11 protein-coding genes are annotated in these 16,807 nt (G+C 65.1%); 4 read left to right on the forward strand and 7 right to left on the reverse strand.

The genetic code is table 11. The annotated features are described in order from the left end of the window. Positions 1-275 precede the first annotated feature (275 nt). Together trxB and HV670_RS00330 are read left to right on the forward strand one after the other, a co-directional pair. Positions 276-1,235, forward strand: coding sequence for a thioredoxin-disulfide reductase (gene trxB / locus HV670_RS00325; protein ID WP_175102648.1), 960 nt, complete (start codon positions 276-278; stop codon positions 1,233-1,235). Next, a complete protein-coding gene (locus tag HV670_RS00330; RefSeq protein WP_246256848.1) occupies positions 1,213-1,920 on the forward strand; it encodes a Smr/MutS family protein in 708 nt (235 codons plus the stop codon). The genes trxB and HV670_RS00330 overlap by 23 nt, the downstream gene beginning before the upstream one ends. 80 nt (positions 1,921-2,000) lie before the next feature. Here the strand turns inward: HV670_RS00330 and HV670_RS00335 are convergent, their stop codons facing one another. Beyond that, entirely contained in the window at positions 2,001-2,339 is a 339-nt protein-coding gene (locus HV670_RS00335; RefSeq protein ID WP_175102649.1) for a P-II family nitrogen regulator, read from the reverse strand. A 131-nt stretch (positions 2,340-2,470) separates the two neighbouring features. After that, on the reverse strand, positions 2,471-4,522 hold the full coding sequence (locus HV670_RS00340) for an NAD(+) synthase (RefSeq protein WP_175102650.1): 2,052 nt from the start codon (positions 4,520-4,522) through the stop codon (positions 2,471-2,473). Between the two features lie 281 nt (positions 4,523-4,803). Between HV670_RS00340 and HV670_RS00350 the strand changes: the two genes are divergently transcribed. Beyond that, complete coding sequence (locus tag HV670_RS00350; protein ID WP_246256850.1) at positions 4,804-6,147, forward strand: GNAT family N-acetyltransferase; 1,344 nt, start codon at positions 4,804-4,806, stop codon at positions 6,145-6,147. A 72-nt stretch (positions 6,148-6,219) separates the two neighbouring features. Here HV670_RS00350 and ppa read toward each other — a convergent pair whose 3' ends face one another. From ppa to hemC, 4 genes are all read right to left on the reverse strand, one after another. Further along, positions 6,220-6,747, reverse strand: coding sequence for an inorganic diphosphatase (gene ppa / locus HV670_RS00355; RefSeq protein WP_175102651.1), 528 nt, complete (start codon positions 6,745-6,747; stop codon positions 6,220-6,222). A gap of 94 nt (positions 6,748-6,841) precedes the next feature. After that, positions 6,842-8,035: a heme biosynthesis protein HemY gene (locus HV670_RS00360; protein ID WP_175102652.1), complete on the reverse strand. Its 1,194-nt coding sequence runs from the start codon at positions 8,033-8,035 to the stop codon at positions 6,842-6,844. Positions 8,036-8,039: 4 nt separating this feature from the next. Next, entirely contained in the window at positions 8,040-10,604 is a 2,565-nt protein-coding gene (hemDX, locus tag HV670_RS00365) for a fused uroporphyrinogen-III synthase HemD/membrane protein HemX (RefSeq protein WP_175102653.1), read from the reverse strand. Then, a complete protein-coding gene (gene hemC, locus HV670_RS00370; protein WP_175102654.1) occupies positions 10,601-11,593 on the reverse strand; it encodes a hydroxymethylbilane synthase in 993 nt (330 codons plus the stop codon). The genes hemDX and hemC overlap by 4 nt, the downstream gene beginning before the upstream one ends. Before the next feature lie 193 nt (positions 11,594-11,786). Between hemC and ppc the strand changes: the two genes are divergently transcribed. After that, entirely contained in the window at positions 11,787-14,726 is a 2,940-nt protein-coding gene (ppc, locus tag HV670_RS00375; protein ID WP_281362345.1) for a phosphoenolpyruvate carboxylase, read from the forward strand. A gap of 13 nt (positions 14,727-14,739) precedes the next feature. Here ppc and HV670_RS00380 read toward each other — a convergent pair whose 3' ends face one another. Further along, positions 14,740-16,776, reverse strand: a complete 2,037-nt coding sequence (locus tag HV670_RS00380; protein ID WP_175102655.1) for a ShlB/FhaC/HecB family hemolysin secretion/activation protein — start codon at positions 16,774-16,776, stop codon at positions 14,740-14,742. Between the last annotated feature and the right edge of the window lie 31 nt (positions 16,777-16,807).

The following is a 16,807-nucleotide window of genomic DNA, read 5'->3' on the forward strand; positions in this document are numbered from 1 at the left end:
CATTCGAATCCGGTTGAGCTACGGGCAAATGCCCGCATATACGGGGCAGAAGCAGGGCAAACTGCGGACGAACCCAGGGCGAACGGCTTGCCGGGCGCCCACTGCTGCCGCCACGCGCCCTGGGTGGGCAGTCTTGCCGACCGGCCGGGCAAGCGCTGGGCGGGCCGCCGCCGCCGACTATCAATACGATAGAAAGGGATGATCCGGCCTTGCAGCGTCGCCCGCTATAATTGCGGGTCGAAAAACAGTCTGCCGAAGCTCGTTGGGGATAGATCATGTCGCAAGCTAAACACGCCAAAGTGTTGATTCTCGGTTCCGGCCCCGCCGGCTATACCGCCGCCGTCTACGCCGCGCGCGCCAACCTCGACCCGGTCCTCGTGACGGGTCTCGCGCAGGGCGGTCAGTTGATGACCACGACCGACGTCGAAAACTGGCCCGCCGACGCAGGCGGCGTGCAGGGCCCCGAACTCATGCAGCGCTTTCTCGAACACGCCGAACGGTTCAACACCGAAATCGTGTTCGACCATATTCACACGGCCAAGCTCGACGAACGGCCGATCCGCCTGATCGGCGACGCGGGCGAATACACCTGCGATTCGCTGATCATCGCAACCGGCGCGTCGGCCCAGTATCTCGGGCTGCCGTCCGAAGAACTGTTCATGGGCAAGGGCGTGTCGGCCTGCGCGACGTGCGACGGCTTTTTCTACAAGCAGCAGGAAGTGGCGGTGATCGGCGGCGGCAATACCGCGGTCGAGGAAGCACTCTACCTGTCGAATATCGCGAAGAAGGTCACGGTCGTGCATCGCCGCGACAAGTTCCGCGCCGAGCCGATCCTGATCGATCGCCTGATGGCCAAGGAAAAGGAAGGCGCGATCGAGATCAAGTGGAACCACGTGGTCGATGAAGTGCAAGGCGACCAGAGCGGCGTGACCTCGCTGAAGATCAAGCATCGCGACACGGGCGAAGCCACCGAGATCGCACTCGCGGGCGTGTTCGTCGCGATCGGCCACAAGCCGAACACCGACCTGTTCGACGGCCAGCTCGAAATGAAGAACGGCTATATCGTCACGCGGGCCGGACTCGGCGGCAATGCGACGGCGACCAGCGTGCCGGGCGTGTTCGCGGCGGGCGACGTGCAGGACCACGTCTATCGCCAGGCCATCACGAGCGCCGGCACCGGCTGCATGGCCGCACTCGACGCCCAGCGCTACCTTGAAAGCCTCGAAGGTCACTGACCTCGCCGGCCTCGCCAAGCTTCGCTCGGAACTCAAGGCGCAAGCCGAGAAGAGCGAACGCGAGCGGATCGAGGCCGAGCGGCGCGCGCGCGAAGCGGCGGCGGAGGCCGATATTTTCCGGCGGACCGTCGGTGAAGTCGCGCCGCTCGTCGTGCCGCCGCGCGCGAAGATCGCGCGGGACGTGCCGCAGCCTCTCCCGCTGCAAACGCAGCAGGACGAGAAGGCGGTGCTCGTCGAGGCGATCTCCGACGAATTCGACCCTGAAACGCTGCTCGATACCGACGAATCGCTATCGTTCTGCCGGCCGGGCGTGCGCGGCGATGTCGTGAAGAAGCTGCGCAGCGGCACGTGGATCGTGCAGGCGCAACTCGACCTGCACGGCCTGCGCAGCGACGAGGCGCGCGAAGCGCTCGGCGCCTTCCTGCGCGAGGCGGTCAAGCACGGCTTGCGCTGCGTGCGGGTGATTCACGGCAAGGGATTGGGCTCGGTCGGACGCGAGCCGGTGCTCAAGGGAAAAGTGCGGCGCTGGCTCGCCCAGAAGGAAGAAGTGATTGCTTTCTGCCAGGCCCGGCCCCATGACGGTGGAGCGGGCGCGGTCGTCGTACTGTTGCAGCCGTCGACACAGTTCGCGAAAGAAGGCGAAAAACTGCAGAGCCCGCCCCGCGACCCGGGCAAGAACCGCTAACCGGTTGCGCCCACCCGAACGGACATCCGTCCGGGCCGAGCGGGGCAAGGCGGTCACCAGGGCCGCCGTGCCCTCTCCCATCAGATCGCGGCTTCGTTCTCTTCGCCAGTCCGGATCCGGATCACGCGATCGATCGGCGACACGAAGATCTTGCCGTCGCCAATCTTGCCCGTGCGCGCGGCACCGACGATCGCATCGATCACCTCTTCGCACTGCGCATCGGTGACGACGACCTCGATCTTGACCTTCGGCAGGAAATCGACCACGTATTCCGCACCACGATAGAGCTCGGTATGCCCTTTCTGGCGGCCGAAACCCTTGACCTCGGTCACCGTCAATCCGGTCAGACCGGCTTCGGCAAGGGCCTCTCGTACTTCATCCAGCTTGAACGGCTTGATGATCGCGGTTATTCGTTTCATGGTGATCCCTTTGCTGATTCATTCGATCCACTAGTGGACCCGCCGGGGGCGGCCCATTGGGCCGATTCGCCACGACGAGCGCGCACTCCGGTGTGCCTGCTTGCATTCTACCTGCCCATCGCCCGCGGGCGTCACTCCTCGGGGATATTGGCCAGGTCGTTGAGCCAGACCGTCGATTCCGAATCGCTCGGCGCGCGCCAGTCGCCGCGCGGCGACAACGAACCGCCCGAGCCGACCTTGGGCGCATTCGGAATGCACGAGCGCTTGAACTGGCTCTGGCGGAAAAACCGGTCGAGGAAAATCGCAAGATTGCGCTTGATCGCGAGCAAGCCATATTCACGCCGCGCCACGTGGATGCCCTCGGGCCATGCGCCGATCGTCTTGTCGCGCCACGCCGCCGAAGCCAGGAAGGCAACCTTCGAGGGGGCGAAGCCAAAGCGCAGGGTGTAGTACAGGTTGAAGTCCTGCAACTCGTACGGCCCGATGACGCTCTCGGTCTTCTGCTCGGGTTCGCCGTTCGACTTGCCAGGAATGAGCTCGGGACTGATATCGGTGTTCAGGATGTTTTCGAGCACATCGGAACCGCCCCCGCCGATCTGGCCCGTTTCCGCGACCCATCGCACCAGATGCGTGATCAGCGTTTTGGGAACGCTCGCGTTCACGTTGTAGTGCGACATATGGTCGCCCACGCCATAAGTACACCAGCCGAGCGCGAGTTCGCTCAGGTCGCCGGTGCCGATCACGATCGCCTGATTGAAATTCGCGAGCCTGAACAGGTGATTCGTCCGCTCACCCGCCTGGACGTTCTCGAACGTGATGTCGAATGCTTCCTCGCCCGCCGCATACGGGTGACCGAGGTCCTTGAGCATCTGTTCGCAGCTCGGCCGGATATCGATCTCGGAAGCCGAGCAGCCGACGACCTCCATGAGCTGCCGGGCCTGGTTCAGGGTGCGATTGCTCGTGGCGAAGCCCGGCATCGTGTAGGCCAGGATATTCGCGCGCGGCAAGTTCAGGCGATCCATCGCCTTCGCGCAGACCAGCAAGGCATGGGTCGAATCCAGGCCGCCCGAGACACCGATCACGACCTTCGAAATCCGGCTCGCCGACAGGCGCTGGACCAAGGCCTGCACCTGGATGTTGTAAACCTCGTTGCATCGCTCGTCGCGCCGGCGCGGATCGGCCGGCACATAGGGGAAACGCTCGACCTTGCGTTCGAGCGGCAGTACGGCATCAGCCGGCACATGGGCGTCGAAGCGGACCACCCTGAACTTCGAGACTTCATCCTGATGGCGCCGGATCGACTGGGCGAATGTCGTCTGGTGCATGCGTTCGTGAGACAGGCGCTCAAGATCGACGTCGGCGAACAGGAGATGCGAGGTATCGAGAAAACGTTCGGATTCGGCGAGCAGTTCGCCGTTTTCATAGATCAGCGCCTGACCGTCCCATGCCATATCGGTCGACGACTCGCCGCGGCCAGCCGACGTATACAGATAGGCCGACAGGCAACGGGCCGATTGCTGCCCGACCAGTTGATGGCGATAGCCCGACTTGCCGATCACGACATTCGATGCGGACAGGTTGACGAGCACCGTCGCGCCCGCGAGCGCCGCGAACGAGGACGGCGGCACCGGCACCCATACGTCTTCGCAGATCTCGACATGAAAACGGAACAGCGGCATGTCCACCGCTTCGAACAGCAGCGACGAACCGAAAGGAACCGTCTCGCCGAGCAGCCGCACCTCGGTCGTCGAGGCGCAATCGGCCGGACTGAACTGGCGCGCCTCATAAAACTCGGCGTAGTTCGGCAGATAGCTTTTCGGAACGACGCCATGGATGCGGCCGCCCGACACGACGACCGCGCAGTTGAACAAGGTATGTCCGACGCGCAGTGGAAGCCCCACGATCATCGTGATGGCGATGCTCGTGGAGGCGGCCACGACCGAGGCAAGCGCGTCTTCGCACGCATCGAGCAAGGCGCTTTGATGGAACAGGTCGTCGCAGGTATAGGCCGATAGACCCAGCTCGGGGAAGGCCACCAGCATCGCGCCATGTTCGGCGGCCTGCTTCGCGAGTTCGATGGTCTGTTCAGCATTGAACGCGGGGTCCGCGACACGGCAGCGCGGCACGCCGACCGCGACACGCGCGAAGTCATGGGAATACAAGTTGAAGAAGGGGCTTTTCATCTCGAACAATTCCTTGAACACCCAGGACTTCCCGGGCCAGCGTGTGGCACCGGCCGCGCCGCGACCCCGCTATTCAACGCGAACGACCGTCGAGTGCGCGCGCGGCCGCCGGTCCGGGGACCAACATGAATCGAGCGAACGACAGAGTCCTTGCATGGTGGCGGGCAGACGACGCCGGTCGGCATATACGGCTAAGATAAGTACCTCATGCATCGCTAGAGACGCTGACGGATCACTTCGTGACCGAGCGTCTGCGAGGCTTACGGAATGATTCTGGACTGATGGATTATCGCACGCGCATCGTCGACTCACCGGCTGACATCGACGCCGGGGCATGGAATGGCCTGCTTGCGAAACAGCAGCGGCCGACTCCTTTTCTACGGCATGAATTCCTGAGCGCCTTGACCGAAGCCGGATGCGCCACGGCGCAAACGGGCTGGGCGCCGCGTTTCGTGACGCTCTGGCGCAGCCGCGGCGCAGTGTCGCTGCGTGCGGGCCCGGGCGAGCTCGCGCTCGCGGTCGATGACACGGTCGAGACGTACGACTTTCCATCGCAACACGTCAGCCGCGAACCGCATGCCGGTCGCGATAGCCATGACGCGGACAAGACGCAGGAAGAGGCAGACGATGCGGAAGCGGCGAACGGGCTTTGGATCGATGACGACGAAGAACTCGTCGCCGCATGCCCGCTCTATCTGAAAGGCCATTCGTACGGCGAGTATGTGTTCGACTGGGCCTGGGCCGATGCCTACCGGCGCAACGGTCTCGACTACTACCCGAAGCTGCTCTGCGCGGTGCCGTTCACACCGGTCGCCGGTGCGCGCCTGCTGGCCCTCGACGAGGACAGCCGGGTCGCCCTCGCGGCGACCCTGCGCGGGCTCGCCGAAGAGTCCGGCGTATCGTCGCTGCATGTGCTCTATCCGGACGACGAGGAAGCCGAAATTCTCAGCGCGGTCGGGATGATGGCGCGCCGCGGCGTGCAGTTCCACTGGGAAAACAATGGCTACCGGCACTTCGACGATTTTCTCGACACGCTCGAGCAGAAGAAGCGCAAGAACATCCGCGCCGAACGCCGCAAGGTCCTCGAGGCAGGCGTCACGATGCGTCGCGTGAAGGGCCCCGACATCAGCGACAACGAGTGGCGCTTCTTCAATCGCTGCTACCAGCAGACCTATCGTGAGCACCACTCGAGCCCCTACCTGAATCTCAACTTCTTCCGCACGATCGGGCGAACCATGCCCGAGAACCTGCTGATGGTGATTGCCGAACGCGACGGCCGGCCGATCGCCAGTTCGCTGGTTGTCTACCAGCGCGAGTCGGAAGGGGGCACCTTGTATGGGCGCTACTGGGGGGCGATCGAGCATGTGCCCTGCCTGCACTTCGAAACGGCCTACTACCAGCCGCTCGAGTTCTGCATCGAGGAAGGCATCCATGCGTTCGAAGGCGGTGCGCAGGGCGAGCACAAGATGGCGCGCGGTTTCCTGCCGACGGTCACGCACTCCGCGCACTGGCTCGCGCATCCGGCATTCTCGGACGCCGTCGAGCACTTCCTCAAACAGGAGACCGAGAATATGAGCCACTACGTCGACGAACTGCGCGAGCGCGATCCGTTCAAGCGGGCATGACGACCCGTCATAAGCAGCGGCCATGACGGGTGAGCGTGACAGGCGGGCACAGCATGGCCCGCTGCTGCCTGATTACTTGTTCGCGTTCGCGAAGCCTTCCGAGATTTCCTTGTGGGCGTCGTCGATGCCGAGCCAGCCTTCGACCTTGACCCACTTGCCCTTTTCGAGCGCCTTGTAGTTCTCGAAGAAGTGCTTGATCTGGTCCTTCAAATAAGCCGGCACATCCTCGAGCGACTTGATGTTCGCCGTCATCGGGCAGACCTTGTCATGCGGCACGGCGATCAACTTGGCATCGACGCCCGACTCGTCGGTCATCTGCAGCATACCCAGTGCGCGTGCGCGGACGACCGAGCCCGCGAGCAGCGGGAACGGGGTGATCACGAGCACGTCGACCGGGTCGCCGTCGCCCGACAGCGTGTGCGGGATAAAGCCGTAGTTGACCGGATAACGCATGCCGGTGCCGACAAAACGGTCGACCACGAGCAGGCCCATTTCCTTGTCCGCCTCGTACTTGACCGGGTCGCTTTGCGCAGAAATTTCGATGATGACGTTGAAGTCGGACGGCAGGTCTTTACCAGCGGGGACGCGATCGAAGCTCATGGTGTTCTCTGTTTCAGGGTCTGTCGGTCAGCACGCAAGGCGCGCCGGATTGAAATCTTGCCGGCCGCAATTATATCGGCAACCGGCAATGGCCTTATGTCAGCTTGATGGCCAGCGCGCTCTCCCGATAGTGCGCGCTTGCCTCGCCGGTGTGGCCGAGCTCTTCATGAAGGCGCGCGAGCGCCCGATGGCAGCGGACCTTCAGAATGTCGTTGTCGCCCGCGAGCGCCAGCGACTGTTCGAGAAAAGCCTGGGCCTTGCCCCAAAGCTGCTGATGCAGGCACAGGCGACCGAGTGTGAACTTGAGGTCGGCGTCGTCGGGATGATCGGTCTGCCACGCCTCGGCGCGCTGGATCAACGGCAGCGCCTCGGCACCCGCGCAATCGGCATAGCGGCGCAACAGGCGAGCATCCCATTGCTGGGCAAGCGCATCCTCGACGATCTTGCGGGCCTCCTTGGGACGCTCGAGTCGCAACAGCAGTTCGGCCGCGAGATCGGCGATGCGTGGAGTCTGGCGCTCGGTCAGCGGGAGGCCGTCCCAGCATTCGAGCAGTGCGACGGGATCGTGGCGCCGGTCGCGCAGCAGGTTCTCGGCCGCCAGTTGGCGCAACCGCAGCGCGACCGCCGGGTGAATCGCCTCGCGCTTCTCGAGTTGCTTGACGAGCTTGAGCACCTCGGGCCAGTGCTTCAACTGCTGGTGTGCACGTAGTGCAATCTGCTGCGCCTGAAGGCGACGCACCCCCTGAGACTCGAGCTGCGCCAGTGCATTGAGTGCACCTTCGGCATCGCGCGCATCCGCGCGCATTTCGGCGCTCGTCATCAGGCGCGCATCCTGCCAGTCCTTGTCGCCGATCTTCTCGAGCCATTCATCACGGCGTGCATACTCATGCATCTGATGGGCAGCAAGCGCGCCGATCACGGCGGCCGGCGCGCCGTTTTCGGTGAGCAGGCGCGCATCGTGCGCGGCTTTCTCGGCACGCGAGAAGCGGCCCGAATACAGGTTGGCGAGCGCGTCGCGCAAAGCCGCATGTGCCTTCGAAGCCCGTGCACGCGCGCGGTAGGCGGCCACGCGCTCCGGCATCTTCCAGAGATTGCGGATCGCACGAATCAGCACATGCAGAACCACGAACGTGACGATGATCGCGAGCACCGCGAAGTTCAACGACACGTCGATCCGGTAGGGATCGTAGACGATCAGCACATGGCCCACATCGAAGTGGCCGAGAATCGCGATCGCCACCGCGGCCGCAAACAGCAGCACCAGCCAAAACAGTCCACGCATTGCCATCGCGTCAGTCTCCGCTCTTGTATTGGTGGACGGCTTCGAGACTGGCATTCAGGTTCGGCAGATCGACCGACGTCGATGCATGGCGCACCTGGCTCACGAGGTCGCGCACCGTCTGCGTCGACTTCGCGGCGGGATCGAAGTAGCGGGCGAGCGCGTCGTCGGCCGCGTCGAGATCGGCCGCCATCGTCCGCTGATCACGCGAGAGCAGGGACAGGCGGGCTGACAGCAGGCGCAGCTTCACGTTTGCACGCAGGTACTGGCCCTGGTCCGGCGCAACCAGCATCGCATCGGCATTGTCGATGCGCCGCACCTGCACCACGTCCGCGAGCTGATGGCCGAGCCGCGCGCCGAAGTCGCGCCACCAGGCTCCGAACCGGTCGACCGCGTTGGCGAGCGCACCACTCGCCGCAGGGGCCGCGGCGGCGGTCTGCGTCGTGCCGCCGGCCTGCATCGCGTTGGTGCTCGTGCTCGTGCTCGGCGATGCGCCGGCGGCGCTGGCGGCGCCCGTCGCCCAGCCTCCGGCCGCCGCATTGCTCACCGGATGATCGAGCCGAGCTTCGCCAGCGAGAGGCAGCGCGTCGACACGCGCGATCGCGTCATCGAGCTTGATCGCGAGGCCCGGCAGGTCGACGCTGGGCGTCGCCTTGAACTTCTCGATGTCCTGCTCGATCGCCCTGCGCACGACCAGCACCTGCGGGCCTTCCGCCTGCGCGAGGCGCTTATCCGCATTTTGCAAGGCGAACAGCGCCAGTTGCACATTGCCCGTGAGCTGGAGCTGCTGGCTTGCGCTCGCCAGCATCTGTCCGATCTCGGCGAGCGTCCACTGCACGCGATTGCGCGCGAGATCCTGGTACATCGTCTGGAGCGCCTGCTGCTGCCCCTGCGCGTCGGCGAGCTTGCCCTCGAGCTGCGAGATCCGGCGATCGGACTGCTGCACGCCATCGAGCGCCTGCTGGCTCTGCAATTGCGTCGCCGTCGCGACGCGCTCGCCGCTTTGCTGGTAGTCGGCCGCCACGCTTTCGAGGCGATCGAGCTTGTGGTTCAGCACGAAGCCGCCGGCCACGGCGCCCAGCGCGATCACGAGCGCGAGCCAGCCCAGCACGAGGCGGCCGCGCTGGCGAGTCACCGGAGCTGCGGCCGGTGTCGAGCGGTCGGCGCCGCTCGTACTGAAGCGTGTCGGCGCAACGGAGGGATGCGGGGGCAGGTCTTTCGAATCAGTCATGCTCGATGAAGCTCCGCGAGGAGTCGATGAGGCGGCCGGTGAATCCCCGGACCGTGCGGTCGGACCGCTGGCGGCCGGTCCATCCGTGGCTGAAGTGGCTGAAGTGGATGATGCAGGCGAACCAGGCGACACCGCGGAAGCCGCGGACAATTTGGCGGACGACATGGCAGGTGCCGTTGCCGATGCGGCAGATTCCGCGTCTGCGGTTCGGGCGGCCTGCTCGCATACTGCTTCAACCAACGCCGCGTCGCCCGCGCCGCAGGTCGCAACTCTATCAAACCCGCTTGCGCGCGCCGACTCCGCAATGCGCGGATGCGAGACGATCACGGGTGCGCGATGCAGCGCGGCGCGCTCGGAATCGTTCAAATGAATCGAAGCGAGCGTTTCGAGATTGCGCACGCCTTCGGAACTGGTCAAGACCCAGACATGCGCCCGGCCCGCAAGCAGGCGGCGAATCGAGGTCAGCGCGTGCGGATCGGGAATCGGCACGCTGCGCTGATAGGCCGTGACAGTATCGACTTGCGCCCCCTGTCCGCGCAGGGCGTCGGCAAGCAACTCACGGCCGCCATCGCCGCGCACGAGCAGCACACGACGATCGCGAAACGACGCAAGGCCGAACTCGCGCTCGAGCGCGGCAAGCAGCGCCTCGGAATCGAAACGGATCCGCTCGGAATCGACGGGTGCATCGGTCGATGTCGACGTGGCGGCGGTGGATGGCTTCGACGCTGGAGCGGCGGCGGCGGTCGGCGAATCCCTTACCGGCGCGTCAGCAAAAAGATTATCCGACGACGCATATTGCGCAGCCGTGCGCTGAATGGGTCCCACCGGCGTCGCAGTCCCGGTCGGTATCGGTGCCACCGCCGGCGACATCGAAGTCGAAGTCGAAGTCGAAGTCGAAGTCGAAGTCGAAGTCGATGATGGCATGACAGCGTCATCGTCCGCGCCCGCCCCCATCGCGCGCGCCTGTTCAAGTGCCCCGGCCGGCGCGATCACACGATATTCCGGCGCCACGATGTCATGACGGGCAAGCGCGAGGACACTGCCCGGGCCGACTACCGCAACGGGAACCTCGACGGGCCACGTACTTTTCAGGCGAGCAAGGGCCCGGTCGATTGCGTTCGGTGACACGAAGACCACCAGCGCATACTCCGTGAGCCCGGCCAGCGCGGCATCGAGCTCCGCCGGATCGATGGCCGGCGCAATGCCGATCAGCGGGAAATCGATGACGTCGAAATCCGCGGCACGCAACGACGCTTCGAGCCCCGCCGACTGCCCGGCCGGACGCGTCAGCACCACGGTCAGCCGCGTGCCGTCGACGTCGCCCGGCGTCGCGTTGCCTGTGCTCATACGTCCGTGGCCGGGCTGACCCGGGCGCCGGCACCGCGCACCGTCTGCACGATATCGTGCGCGCCCTGCTCCGCCAGCGCATCGGCGACCTGGCGGCCCAGCACCTCGGCCGCCGCCTCGCTGGCCGGCGTCGAGCACGCTTCGGCACGCAAGATCCGGGAACCGTCCGGCATCGCGACAAAACCGCGCAACAGCAAGCGCTCACCGTGCCAGTCCGCATAAGCTGCCAGCGGCACTTCGCAGCCGCCGGCCAGCGCACGCGATACCGCGCGTTCGGCACTCACCGCATAGGCGGTGCGCGCGTCGTGCAGGGGCGCGAGCCAGGCGGCGACATCGTCGCGATCATCCGCAGTCTCGATGCCGAGCGCGCCTTGCCCGGCAGCCGGCAGGCTCACTTCGGGCTCGAGCACGCTGCGGATGCGATCGGCCAGACCCAGACGCTTGAGGCCCGAGGCAGCGAGGATGATGGCCGCGTATTCACCCGCATCGAGCTTGCGCAGCCGCGTGTCGAGATTGCCACGCAGCGGGCGGACGACGAGCGAAGGGTAGCGCGCACGCAACAGTGCCTCGCGCCGCAAACTGGAGGTGCCGACCACGCTACCGGGAGGCAGCGCATCGAGCCCGTCATACTGATTTGAGACGAAAGCATCGCGCGGATCCTCGCGGCTCAGAATGGCCGCGAGCGCGAAGCCAGGCGGCAGATCCATCGGAACATCCTTGAGCGAATGCACCGCGAGATCGGCGCGGCCGTCGGCGAGCGCGGCCTCGAGTTCCTTGACGAACAGGCCCTTGCCGCCGACCTTCGAAAGCGTGCGATCGAGAATTTGGTCGCCGCGCGTCGTCATTCCAAGGATTGTGACGTCGCAGGACGGATATAATTTTTGCAGTGCAACCTGAACATGTTCAGCTTGCCACATTGCCAAGCGGCTTTCGCGCGACGCGATCACCAGCTTCTTCGGCGGCTGGAAAGACGATACTCCCGCAGTCATCGGAGCCCCTGACAAAATGAAGCCCGGCCGCACAGGCGAATGGGCGGGTCAATTGACATGGCGAGCGGTACGGCCAAGCCGCGCGACGGCGTGTAGATCATTTTGTCAGGGGTTCTGGACCCAGGGTTAGATAAGAAAACATGGTAGCACGCACCCATACAGCGACATTGCCCATGCACATGGAGGAAACATCGTGACGCCCCCCGGTAAGGACCGCCCCCGCGCTGCCAAGACCAGCACTACCACCGCCCGTAAGGCAGCCGCCCGCCCAATACCGGTTCCGGCCGCCGCCGTGCCCACCGCGGTATCCGCCAAAATCGACGGCCAGGGCGGCGCCCCGCGCGCGCGCGACGACAAGGACCAGCCGCTGTTCGAGGACATTCGCTTTCTCGGTCGCCTGCTCGGTGACGTCGTCCGCGAACAGGAAGGCGATGCCGTGTTCGACGTCGTCGAATCCGTGCGCCAGACCGCCGTGAAGTTCCGCCGCGAGGACGACCGCGAAGCCGCCCGGAAGCTCGACAAGATGCTCACCCGCTTGACGCGCGAGCAGACCAACTCGGTCGTGCGCGCGTTCAGCTACTTCTCGCATCTCGCCAATATCGCCGAAGACCGCCACCACAACCGGCGCCGGCGCTTCCATGCGCTCGCCGGCTCGGCCCCGCAGCCCTCGACGTTCGGCCATGCGCTCGAGCGCCTGAAGGAGGTCGACAGCGACAGCGGCGCAACGCTCCAGCGCTTCTTCGACGAGGCGCTGATCGTGCCGGTGCTGACCGCCCATCCGACCGAAGTCCAGCGCAAGAGCATTCTCGATGCCCAGCACGATATTGCACGCCTGCTCGCCGAGCGCGACCAGACGCTCACGCAGCGCGAGCGCGCACAGAACACCGAGCTGCTGCGCGCCCGCGTGACCTCGCTGTGGCAGACGCGCATGCTGCGCGACTCCAAGCTGACGGTCAGCGACGAAATTGAGAACGCGCTCTCGTATTACCGGACCACTTTCCTGAGCGAGATCCCCGCGCTCTATGACGATATCGAGCAGGCGCTCGCCGAGCATGGGGTCAAGGCTGAGCTGCCCCCGTTCCTGCAAATGGGTCACTGGATCGGCGGCGACCGCGACGGCAACCCGAACGTGACGGCCGCGACACTCGAGCTCGCGATCACGCGCCAGGCCGCGACGATCTTCCAGCACTACCTGGCCGAAGTCCACGCGCTCGGCGCCGAACTCTCCATCTCGGATCTGCTCGTCGGCTCGAGCGACGAGCTCAAGGCGCTTTGCAACGCGTCGCCCGACCACTCACCTCACCGGACCGACGAACCCTATCGCCGCGCGCTTGTCGGCGTCTATGCGCGCGTAGCCGCAACCGCGCGCGCCTTGCTCGGACCGGATGTCGTGGCCGCGCGCGAGACGCCTGAAGCACTGCCCTATGCACGGGCCGCCGATTTTGCGCACGACCTCCAGATCCTGATCGATTCGCTCGCGGCGAACCACGGCGCTTCCCTCGCGAAGCCTCGCCTGATCCCGCTCGCGCGCGCCGCCGAAATCTTCGGTTTTCATCTCGCAAGCATCGACCTTCGCCAGAGCTCGGACATCCACGAAGCGGTGATAGCCGAACTGTTCGAACAGGCGGGTGTGATCGCCGACTATACGGCGCTGACCGAAGCCGAAAAGATTCGGATCCTGCAGGCCGAGCTCGCGCAGTCGCGCCCGCTGCGCTCGGCGTGGCTCGACTACTCCGCGCGCACGACCGGCGAACTCGCGGTGTTCGAAGCCGCACGCGTGATTCGCGAACGCTTTGGCGCACGCGCGGTGCGCAACTACATTATCTCGCATACGGAAACGGTCAGCGACCTGCTCGAAGTGATGCTGCTGCAGAAGGAATGCGGCCTGCTCGAAGGCCGGCTCGGCGACGACAAGGCCCCCGCCTCGGTTGGCATGATGGTGATTCCGCTGTTCGAGACCATCGCCGACCTGCGCGATGCATCGAACATCATGCGCGATTTCTTCGCGCTACCGGGCATTGCCGAAGTCGTCGAAGACCAGGGCGGCGAACAGGAAGTCATGCTCGGCTACTCGGACAGCAACAAGGACGGCGGCTTCCTCACGTCGAACTGGGAGCTTTATCGCGCCGAACTCGCGCTCGTCGCGCTGTTCAAGCAGCACGGCACCAAGCTGCGCCTGTTCCATGGCCGCGGCGGCACGGTTGGCCGCGGCGGCGGTCCGACCTACCAGGCTATCCTCTCGCAGCCGCCGGGCACCGTGAACGGACAGATCCGGCTGACCGAGCAGGGTGAGATCATCGCGAGCAAGTTCGGCAATCCCGAAATCGGCCGCCGCAATCTCGAAACGGTGGTCGCGGCGACCCTCGAAGCCTCGCTGCTTCCCGATCGCAATGCGCCGGACAAGCTCCCGCTGTTCGAAGCCACGATGCAGACGCTCTCCGATGCGGCCATGGCGTCCTATCGCGCGCTGGTCTACGAGACCCCCGGCTTCAAGGACTATTTCTTCCAGTCGACACCGATCTCGGAAATCGCCGAACTCAATATCGGCAGCCGGCCGGCTTCGCGCAAGCTCCAAGACCCCGCGCAACGCAAGATCGAAGACCTCAGGGCCATTCCATGGGGCTTTTCGTGGGGCCAGTGCCGCCTGCTGCTGACGGGCTGGTACGGTTTCGGCAGCGCGGTCGAGGCCTATCTGAACGCGGCCGCGACACCGGCCGAACGCACGCGCAGGCTCGGCACGCTGAAGAAGATGCACAAGACCTGGCCGTTTTTCGCGACCTTGCTCTCGAACATGGACATGGTGCTGGCAAAGACCGACCTTGCCGTGGCTTCGCGGTATGCCGAACTCGTCATCGACAAGAAGCTCCGCAAGAAGGTCTTCGAGCGGATCGTCGCGGAATGGCATCGGACCTCGTTGGCGCTGTCCGAGATCACCGGTCACGCGCAGCGGCTCGCGACCAACCCGCTGCTCGCGCGCTCGATCAAGAACCGCTTCCCCTACCTCGACCCACTCAATCATCTGCAGGTCGAACTGTTGAAGCGGCACCGCTCGGGCGCCGACGATCAGCGCGTGGGACGCGGCATCCACCTGACGATCAACGGCATTGCGGCGGGCTTGCGCAACACCGGTTGATCGATCGGTACCCTCAGTACCAGTAGGCGAGCTGGAAGCCGACCGTGAGGTTCGCGGTCTGGAAGCCTTCCGGTTTCCAGACCGGCGCGCCCGCATAGAGGTCATAGGTCAGCACGCCCGGCAGCGATGCCGACGTGAAACCGGACCCCGTTTCGGCGCCCGGCGATGCCGCCGTCGCCGACACCGCGCCTGCCTGGCCGGTGACCGGCGCCGCGCCTTTCATGCCCCGGTCCGACTGCGCGGGAAGCGCCGCCGCGGCGCGGCTTGCCCCGCCCTGCGACCCGGCCACGCCGCGCACACCAAGCACGGCACCCGCCAGGCGCGTGCCGCGCAGATAGTGGGTGTTCGGACCATAGAGCTGGCCATAGTCGACCCCGACATAAAGTGCATGACTGCTGCGACCGAGTGGCACCGCAAGGTCGTTGCGCCAGTAGAATCCGCGCTCGGCACTCAGGATCTCCTCACCGTCGAAACCTCGCACGCTCCAACGCGTGCCCAGTGCGATATCGTCGACGCGAAACAGCCTGTTGCCGGTCGTCTGGCCATGAAATGCGGACGTGTAAAAGAACGGGCGCGTGCCGAGTGCGAACGGCACGCGCAGGTTCGCATCGAGCAGGCCCATCCGATAGAAATAGGTCGCACGGAAACCGGCCGGATCGTTTCGCGCGCCGAGCCAGGGGACGCCCTGCCGGTACGAGAGCGCCGCATCGAGGCGCGCCGCACCGAAGTAGTAACGATGGTTCACCCCGAACTGCACGTAGGTATTGTTGCGACGCTGGCTCCTGAGCTCGAAGTCTTCGATAAAGCCCTGGCCGAATCGCTTGCCGAGTCTGAATTCGAGGCCGAGCGTCATCGTGCGTGAACGCAGTACGTTGCGCGCAAGCTGCCACTCCACGTTTTCCGACTGGCCGCTCGACACGAACGACGAATTGTGTCCGGAGATCCGCTGGTAGTAGTGGCTGCCCCAGCCGCTCAGCGAGGTCGTCCAGTACCCCAGGGGAACGGCATAGAACCCGCTCCAGCCATACGAACCCTGGGCACGCTGGCCGAACATCAGGTCGTGGCTGAACGAGGCACTCAAGCGGTCGTTGATGCCGAGCGGATTGTCGAGACTCGCGCCGAGCGTGCCGAGCACCTTGCCGGTCGCATAGCTGCCGCCATTGTCGATCACCGCACTGAGCCGCCAGGGCCGCCTGCGGGTCAGCGTAACGAGCACATCACTTTGCCCCATCTCCTCGGCAGGCGCGATCGAGATATCCGCGGTCTGCCCCGGCACCTGTTCGAACTGGACGAGTGCCTGTTCGAGATCCGAAAGTTTGAGCAGATCACCCGGACGGCCCGCAAAGGCGTTGCGCCACGATGCGCGCGTCGACTCGTCCGTGAAACGGACCACGTGGATCGTGCCCGGCGTCAGGGCGATCTTCATGACGCCACTCGAGAGGCCCTGCTCCGGGATGCGTACTCGCGTGGTCAGATATCCGCGCTTGACGATCTCGCGCGTGAGGCCGGCAATCAGCGTGTTGATCGCCTGCTCTCCCACACATTGGCCGTTGTAGTGGGCCAGCCATTCGGCGGCAAAAGCGAAGGGATCCTGCGGCAACGTCGATGCGCCGGCCCGGTGCGCAGCGGCGGACATCGTCTCCGGCACCGCGAGTTCAAAGCGCGCGATGCGCAGACAGGGGGTCTCTTTCGGCAGGACAGGGAAGTCCGCCGGATCCGGCTCCGTTTTCAGACCGGAGGCGGAGTCCGGTTCGAGACCCGATTGCGGCGTGGTGGAAAGCTCCTCATCCGCGGGAATGTCGCCGCGCACATCAGGTTCATCGAGAGTGCGGGCACGCGCCTCGGCATCGCGCTGTTCGCGTTGGCGCTGCTCGTCGGCAGCGGGGTTCGCCATGGCGTTCAGTCTAAGCATGGGTCTCGGACGCTCGATCAATTCGATAGCGGATGCGGGCATCGCAACCGCGCACGCCAGCACCATGCCGAAAGCGACGGTCAAGCCATGCGAGCACGAGGCGCGAGCGCGCACGCGGCGTCGACACGTTCGGTTCATATGCAATCCTTGTATTCGAAATCTGTATGGG

The organism is Pararobbsia alpina (assembly GCF_902859895.1).
Lineage (GTDB): Bacteria > Pseudomonadota > Gammaproteobacteria > Burkholderiales > Burkholderiaceae > Pararobbsia > Pararobbsia alpina.